Source organism: Pseudomonas sp. SST3 (genome assembly GCF_003325755.1).
In genome coordinates this window covers 1-7968 of the sequence record NZ_QORI02000054.1, presented here as the reverse complement: position 1 = coordinate 7968, position 7968 = coordinate 1, and the positions used below count along the sequence as shown (strand labels likewise).

Here is a 7968-nt window from a genome sequence, read left to right as displayed (position 1 = left end):
TTTTTTCATCAAGCGTAATCCGCCGTCGAGCTGCTGCTGCAGCTTCGTCCAAGTCGGTCTGAGCACCTAGAAGAGTCGCCATACGCTCTCTCAAGCGCTGGCCTCGCTTGGAGATATCGCGCCAATTTCTATCCAGAATCTCGACTGAAGCCTCCAGCGCACTAAGCGCTTCCTCGCTCTCAATCTTTGCAGCACGCAGTGTTACGAGCGAAGCGCTCGCAGCGGACTGCCGACTCGACAAATTGGCATGCTGTTCAGGAATGCGAGCCAGTTGCATGAGGCGACTTTCCGCGACTTCTATGGCTTTATTTGCATCGACAATCCGAGTTCGAAGTTCCGTAAGGAACTGCTCCAGATCGACTGCAGGGTGAGCCATCGCTCCATCTGCCACAAGCGACAGGCGTCGATTAAGACCCTCAGCCCCACGGATGATTTGATCTCGAGGAATAGCTCCGGCCGCTTCAGTCCTTCCTTCCTGACGCCGTAGTCTTTCGATTAGCGCATCCCACTGGGCGAGACGGTCCTCGTGTCGACTCAACTCCAATGCAGCGGTTTCGGCCTTTCGCTTCAGGGCTAGTGTTGCTGAGCGGCCGCGCAGTCGCTTGCGTATGTGCTCTAGCCGCTCGACTCCGGAAGGAACACGAAGGGCGTTCCACTGCTCGGGAGCCTCTCTCGACATGAATCGCTGTTGTGATCCTTGCCCCAAGAAATGAGTGAGTGCCAAGTAGGTGGAAAGACTATCCACCTGCTGCCCCCAACCTGGACTAACAAGAAGACTTTTCAAGTCTTGATCTGAAGTTCCACTAGGTCCATTGCGATTACCTTCACGCTCAACTTGATGGCCGTCGGAGAAACTCAGATTAACAGCGTGCGAGAACCGTTCAGCACCCTCTCTCGTCAGATAATCAGCCTCGGTGTTACCTCTACTGAGATACCGTTCGAAATGCTTTACTTCTGACGTCAACCCCCACTCAATCGCGTCGAAGAAGGAGCTTTTTCCTAACCCGTTCGGTCCGGTGATAATGACGACGCCGGGAGCGCCCGCAAGGTCGAGATCGAAATGCCCAAATGTACGAAGTTGCGAAGTTGGATACGTTGAAGATAGAGACTCACGGTGTTATCTCCGGCCAGGCGTCTACGAGTGCATCTATAAGTTCAGCCCCATCTGCCAGATCAGAGTCGGCCAGTTCAAACCAACGATCAACCACGGACTGTTCGATACCTAGCTCTGCCGCAACGTCAATAAGAGCGCTTAAACGGTCCAATGGGGCCGCAGGCTGCGGTGGTAAAGCTTCCCATGGGCGGGCCAAAAACGTACGAGCTATAAATCCTGCGAATGCTTCATCACGCTCGTCTAAGCGCTCGGGCGGCAACCACACAAGCTTTCTAGCAACACGGTCATCTCGCTCAATCGCCAAAGCGAGTGCTCGCCATTCTGGATCGTCTTCACTGCCGTCCGGCCCAACGAGCCAAAGCTGCAGGTCCAGAACCTGCCCAGGGGCTAAGTGGGAGCGAGCAAACAACACATTGATTTCGATATCGACGAACACCGTCACGAACCAACGCAACATCGGGCGAGACAGGCAGACGGCCGAACAAGATCGGAAAATGGCCTATGGTTACGGTGTCGATATCGACAGGAAGATGCGAGCCCCTCAGCACATCCTCGCCAGCACCACCGCGAAAATCGGCTGACGCCAATTCACTCCGAACCACTGCCTCAAGATCTAATGCTCCTGCAGCGGAGATTACGCGCGACACAAAATCGCTCAAGAGCTCGCTCATGCTTGCACTTCCCCTGTGTCAATCTGGGCTTGCCACTGCTGGCGCAAACGAGCTTCAGTGGCCGCGATATGGTTAACGACCGCATGCGCTCCGAGGCCCAATGCTCTCTGAAAACTCGCATCAACACCAATGATCACATTACATGGAGTAGGTGGTGCGTCCATCCTCATGTCTCCCAGTCCAGCATCTGACAAGGATAGTTGGCCGGCCTGCTCAAAACTTGCAGGAGCATTCAGCTCTGAAAGCAGGACAAAGGATGTCTGCCAGGCATGAAGAGTCGCCATTAATGTGATGCTCCGACCTTCGATTAGGTCTGCACCAGAGGCATGGATGGTGGCTATTTCTGTACCATCATCAGCACGGTTGTCAAAGTTACCTGGCGCCACACTCCGAGGAAATGAGTTGGGCCAAGCCTCGGCAGTAGCAAGCGCGAGAGTAATCGTTCGGATGATGTTCGCCATTCTTAGCGGCCCCACCAAAACCTGTCGATCGGTGTTGTCGCCGTCGTCCTCTATAGTGCATGCCGCCAATCGGAGTAGCCTGCCAAGCAAAGCCAAATCGGCCCGTAGGCGAATCTGCCAGGCAATCCACCTCCGAGCCATTTCGGATCGTAAAATGGGCTCAATCCTCCACGTTACCCAGTTCGCTGCCTCGCTACCTGTCGTGAGGTAGGTCATCAAATGCTCATCGACTTGATTAAGTGTCCAAATGTCCATACCTGCATGCAGTTCAGCCGCGACCACATCTGCATTGATGATAGCGGACTGCATTTGCGCAGCGACTGCTGCCCCTATGATCGGAGATTGTAACGAATGAGCATGTGGCGATCTTTGCGTAAGCGATGTTAACCATTCGTTCCAGCTGCGATCGTCAGTCTCCATACGAACCTGCCGGGCGTGAATTACGAACCTGGCGACTGCACCCGCTAAGCTCCCAAGATCGGTCGGCCTAGCGCCACACTCGAGGTTTAACGCTCGATCGGCGTTTTCCCACCAACTTAACAAATCAATCGGACGAATATTGCCGGACCAAACGATGGATGGGGGTCTGTCAGCGAGGCCGATCCGAACCCGTTGCGGCTGTTGTTGCACCGCAGCAGCGAGAAGATGACGCGAGACCGGAACGTTAGCGGTGGCAAGACCGTGGTCGAGCTCTTGAGCAGCACTCGGGAATAGGTGCGGTGGGGAGTAACGCTTCGAATCAGCAGCTAGCCAGTTCACGTGGTTCGCTTCATACGCGGCGCGAATATCCTCGAAGGGCCTAAAAGCCTCTAACTTGGCCGCACCATGGCGTATAAACAACTCATCGACCCTGAGTTCTGTTCCAGAAACAAAATAGAAACCCTGACGCGCAACATCCTCTGAAATCTCACCAGGTAGGTGCCTAATTGGTAGGCCGGCATCATGCGCAGCCGAGAAAAGCAGATACACCAATAGCCGGTTGAGCGTTGAAGTTGGTTGCACCAACAACTCATCCCGCTGAGTATTTGAAGATAATATTTACACGATTTACGGAGACGGCCTGCGATCTCGCCAATCAGACCATCATCGCGTAACCGTGGACCTACAAATCGTCCGTACGCGGCAAGGAAGTCGAAGCCCCTTCCGAACTGCTCAGCCTCAAGATCAATTTGCAATAATGCCTCAGAGATCTCTTCGATGCCCGGCCAGGTTGTCACCAGTTCGATTAAAGCCGTGTGATCAAAATCTTGAAGTGCTGCAGCGCAAAGATCGATTAGCCCACCATCCCCTGCTCCTGAAATGAGAATGGTTGTATCGTGATCAGCATATCGTGGCGCCCCAGGGACACCTCGGTCAGACCAATATGAGTTCCAAGGCGCATTACCGAGCTGACGCTCTCTACCAAAGCCAATTGCTATGAACACAGCGTCATAGCTCGCAGCTAATAGGTCATCACCCCGATCAGACTGGTGCCGAACTCGATAGGCGGCCGTGCCAATACGTTCAATGGCGGTGACTTCTCGCAGCACCTTGATGGCTAGCGCATTAGGCCGATGCGCCTGAAGTGTTCCGAACTGACGCATAACCTCGGCTGCAACTGAGTCTGCAGTACCTGCGCTCCAATTGAGAAAGGGCAGGCCAGCACTTCCCTCACGAGCACCTTGTCGAGGCCATTCATAAATGTGGGGATGAAGGTTGCGCTGTAAGCAACCTCGCTGCAAATGTAAGGCTTGCTCCTCGCGCTCGAACACGTCGACATGACAATCTGGCTTCAGGATCGACAACCCCGCGGAAACAGATAATCCCGCGGCCCGGCGCCGATTACAGCAAACCTTCTCTTGCCCTGCAGTATGCCATTAGCAACCAGAGCACTTGCCAGGTTGAAGCCTCGGACTTGCTGTGAGTAGAACGTAATGCGGCTGTCATACGACCCTATCACATAGATCGATGGCCAACCTGGTACCTCCGCACCATTGATCGAGTCCAATTCGTTCATTGCAATCCCTAGTAGATCGACATGAAGCCTATAGGCACGTCGCCTCTGGCGCTAAGTGTCCGAGGATACTAAAGCGTGCAGTATGGAGCTAGTGGGTAGGTCTCAAGCGCCCCTCTCTTATTCGCTACGTAATTGCATGGATCTGATCAGCAGGCATTTGCTGCTGTGGCACATGCGTCAGAGGTGATTGGAATGAAGTGATAGCAGACCCAGCTCATCTAAACGCTGCCAGAAAGCCCCTTCGCGCAGGACTTGAAGTACAGTAGTGTCCCCCGGAGGCATCAACATTCCCGCAGCCAGGGAGACGGCCAATTTGCCGAGCGCTTGGTGTTGCCCACGGGCTAAACGCTGATGCAGCTGACATCTGACAGCGGTGTCACTCCAGACTCCGTCACGATGCCGACAGCCCTGAAGTGAAAGATGTCCTAGCGACTCAAATATCCCAGGACATCCTGAAACTGATCAGACACAAAGCCCCGATATTTCCGATACCAGTGCACTCAAACTCGGTCTCGCCGGATTAGGTTGCGACATCTAGGCTTTTCGTCGCCAAATGGCTGGCCTCGGTCATTGTTTTTGCCCCATGCAGCGGGCTCCGGGGGTCAAAGCACCAGGCAACGGAGCTCATGACCTAAGAACTCGATACCACACAGTAAGCGTATTCTGGGGGGGCAGACCAATGATCGGTATTGCGACAACAAAGATCAGATGCGGAATTGTTTAACAAGTGCGTCAAGCCTGCTACCAAGTCCAGCGACACTTCTTGCGGTAGCGGCGCCCTTTTGAGTTTCTTGTGCAACCGTTTCAGCCGCTAGGGCAATACTGGTCATGCTTTGATTGATCTCCTCAGCGACTGCTGTTTTGCTCCTCAGCGGCGGTGGCAATCTGAGCACTCATACCATTGATAGTACTGACTAGTTGAGCCATAGCGTCTAACGAATCACCTGCCTCGTTAGCTTGATCGCCAGAAATTTTGCCTTTTTCACTGGAGCTAAACCATCGCTTTCACGGCAGCTGAGGTGCCTGATTGGAGGCGATTAATCATGCCTTGAATTTCTTGGGTACTGTTTTGTGTCCTGCTTGCGAGAGCTCGCACTTCATCCGCGACCACTGCAAAACCACGGCCAGCCTCTCCGGCTCGAGCCGCTTCAATAGCAGCATTCAACGCTAACAGATTGGTCTGCTCGGCGATTGAGCGTATGACGTCAAGCACACCGACAATTGACTGCGCATCGTGCTGAAGCCGGTCTAACGATATGCTCGTCACCTTCACGTCTTCAATCAATGAATGAATACTCCCGATTCCTCCATTTACGACCTCCCGGGCACAGTCCCAACCTCATCTGTTTCTTTTAGCGGCAGTAGCGGCGCTTTGAGCACTACGAGCGATTTCGTGTGACGCAGCAGATCATTTCATGCACCGCTGTCGCGACTTGGTCTGTTTCTAGTTTTTGGCGATCCATCACGAGTTCAGTTTGTTGTGCTTGGGCGGCCATTTCCTTTGAATGCTCAGCAAGATCGCGAGTGACCTCGACAATCTGCCTCACCACCCCATGAATTTTTTCGACAAACTGGTTAAAGGAATCGGCTAGGGCTCCAAGTTCATCTTTGCTGGTGACAGGTAGGCGACGAGTCAAATCACCTTCACCGGCGGCGATATCATCGAGATTGGATTGGATAACCAAGACAGGTTTGATAATCGAATTACCCAGGATCACAGCGATGACCGCAATCAAGAGCAGTAACACCAGGTCCGCAATCACAATACCTGTGGCTAGAGTATTGATTCGAGCGAATTGGGTTTGCGCAATGCGACTGACTTCCTCCTCAATGTCATCAAGGTTTACCGCGGAACCGATCATCATGTCCCACTTGTCTAGGAGTACTGAGTAACCGAGCTTCGGTACCGGCTTGTCACTGCCTGGCATGGGCCAGTCGTAGCGCAGGAAATGTTTACCCTCACGCGCTAGCTGGTTCAGTTCACGGATAACGTAAACACCGTTAGCGTCCATTGCGTTATAAAAGCTAACACCTATGTCGATATCCTTGTCAGCCCAAAACAGTCGCACGATGTCTCGATCATATCCAAAAAAATAGCCCTGTTCTCCATAGGAGAGCTTGCGCAGGATCTGCACTGCGCGATCTCTGGCCTCCACGTCGCCAAAGCTCGAGCTGTCATAGATGGCTTTTACGGAAGAGACAGCCATCTGGACATGGTTTTCGAGCGCTGCACTACGCTCTTTTAACAGTAGTTGCCGGGCTTGCTCAACCTCCTCCTGAGCCAAGCGAAATAGCACGGTTATTGAGACCGCACTCACTGCCACGGCAAGAACAAAGGTAGGGACAAGCGCCAGAAGGATGACCTTGCTACGAAGTTTCATATGACATAACCCCCGAATTGGTGCGTGGTCCAATTCCGTTTCTGCAAGTTATGCAATTGAGGGGTATCGATAGATTGCAGGAGCCTGCTGTCAAAGTAGCTTCTAGTCATTATTTTTCCGAAAGTTAAGGCGCTGACTTACGGAGTATCGGCGGCATAAAGCGTTTGCCATAACCGGCGTTTTCGCAATCAGTATTGCAAAAATGCAACTACCACTTGCAGTGGGCCGTCGCTTGAATCGCTCTTCGTATAGCTACTGGGAGTGTATTAAGAGTGACGACAGAGGGGGGGATAAGTGCAGAGCCGATGTTTTCGATAACGCTACTCTCTGCTCGATGCGGCGCTTTGATATCTACTATGCGAGATTAGCTACTGCTGCCGCACAGATGTCACCCGTTTGACCACGCAAGGTATGTAGGACGGCTACTCCAGCATTGGCAGGTAGCCACTCCATCTATTACTCGCGCGTAAAAATGTCAGATCTGCTACGGGAAATGGTCTGCATCTGTTGGGTAACGGTAGCTTCGAGTCCAGCCGTATGTACTGTTTTGCATGGCGCTGCGTGTTGGGATGAGTACCTCCGTCATAACTCATTCGCCCAGTTCTGGGTTAAAAAGCTGGTAAAGTGCCACCCGCCGCATCGCTGTGGTGAAAATCGTAAAGCCGATTGCTTGGGGGCAATATGCGTTGTGTCCTATACCTCGTTATGCCCCCCTTGGGTGACATAACTACCCACGCGACAGACGATTAATTCAATATCGATGACAGTGCCGATACGGGTAGGCCGATGTGGTGATTGCCTTCCGTTTTTCCAGTGCTCGCTGCGCACCTAAAGCCCTGACAAGGATTGCACCATGCAACTGACCCAAGCCCCGGCCCCCGGTGCCCGTGCACTAATCCGCGATGAAGAGTGGATTATCCAGAACGCCGACCAATGCAATCTTGGTGGCTGGCAGCTCTCCTGTATCGGTGTGTCGGAAACCGTGCGCAATCGTCATGCTCTTTTCCTCACTCAGCTCGAAGACGTTACCCTGATTGATCCAGCAAAAACTGAGCTGGTGTACGACGACTCGCCCACATTTATCGCCCAGGCTATCAATCGGTTTGAGCGAATAGTGGATCCTTAAGAAAGAGAGTCTCGAGGAAACTGACCGTCGCTTTAACGCGAGGTATGTATCGTAGTTCATGGTGTACGCCTAGCCATAAGTCTCGGGTTACGCGGACGTCTTCAGCTAATAGCCGACGTAGCCCGAAGCGGCTAGCGTCCGCGAACTCGGGTAGTAGCACTATTCCGACGCCCGCCGCGGCAGCAAACATTTTGCGCGAGCATGCTGGAGGATTGGAAA

5 protein-coding genes and 1 pseudogene are annotated in these 7968 nt (G+C 53.1%); 1 reads left to right on the top strand and 5 read right to left on the bottom strand.

Going from position 1 to position 7968, the window contains the following annotated elements; translation table 11 throughout:
• From DQ405_RS22910 to DQ405_RS27240, 5 genes and pseudogenes are all read right to left on the bottom strand, one after another.
• A partial coding sequence (locus tag DQ405_RS22910; RefSeq protein WP_342030442.1) for an ATP-binding protein occupies positions 1–1021 on the bottom strand: 1021 nt, incomplete at its 3' end.
• A gap of 88 nt (positions 1022–1109) precedes the next feature.
• The gene (locus DQ405_RS22905; RefSeq protein ID WP_168426257.1) at positions 1110–1571 is read right to left on the bottom strand and encodes an ABC-three component system middle component 1; all 462 of its coding nucleotides are present in this window, start codon (positions 1569–1571) and stop codon (positions 1110–1112) included.
• Positions 1572–1781: 210 nt separating this feature from the next.
• The gene (locus DQ405_RS22900; RefSeq protein WP_342030441.1) at positions 1782–2876 is read right to left on the bottom strand and encodes an ABC-three component system protein; all 1095 of its coding nucleotides are present in this window, start codon (positions 2874–2876) and stop codon (positions 1782–1784) included.
• A 179-nt stretch (positions 2877–3055) separates the two neighbouring features.
• Entirely contained in the window at positions 3056–4030 is a 975-nt protein-coding gene (locus DQ405_RS22895) for a hypothetical protein (RefSeq protein ID WP_168426255.1), read from the bottom strand.
• 1269 nt (positions 4031–5299) lie between these two features.
• A pseudogene (locus DQ405_RS27240) lies at positions 5300–6623 on the bottom strand (methyl-accepting chemotaxis protein); the annotation flags it as partial.
• A gap of 853 nt (positions 6624–7476) precedes the next feature.
• On the opposite strand from DQ405_RS27240, the gene DQ405_RS22880 reads away from it, so the two are divergent.
• Entirely contained in the window at positions 7477–7749 is a 273-nt protein-coding gene (locus tag DQ405_RS22880) for a hypothetical protein (RefSeq protein WP_241730131.1), read from the top strand.
• Positions 7750–7968 lie beyond the last annotated feature (219 nt).